This window comes from Ruminococcus sp. AF17-1AC, assembly GCF_003461385.1.
Classification (GTDB): domain Bacteria; phylum Bacillota; class Clostridia; order Oscillospirales; family Ruminococcaceae; genus Hominimerdicola; species Hominimerdicola aceti.
Window position 1 is genome coordinate 187,277 of the sequence record NZ_QTWZ01000005.1, and the last position, 208, is coordinate 187,484.

The following is a 208-nucleotide window of genomic DNA, read 5'->3' on the forward strand; positions in this document are numbered from 1 at the left end:
CTTTCTAGCCCTAAGCGCAATGTAGATACGCAAAGAGCGGAGCGATTTTGCGGAGGAATAAACTATCAATAAAAATTGTAGGGGCTTGGCGAAATTTCTGTTCGCAAGCTCACAAAAATGCGACAGCCCGCTATTTCTTGCCCATTAAATTATCGGGGAATATCACAATAATGTACCTCGAAAATAATTTGGCATCAAAGATACAACA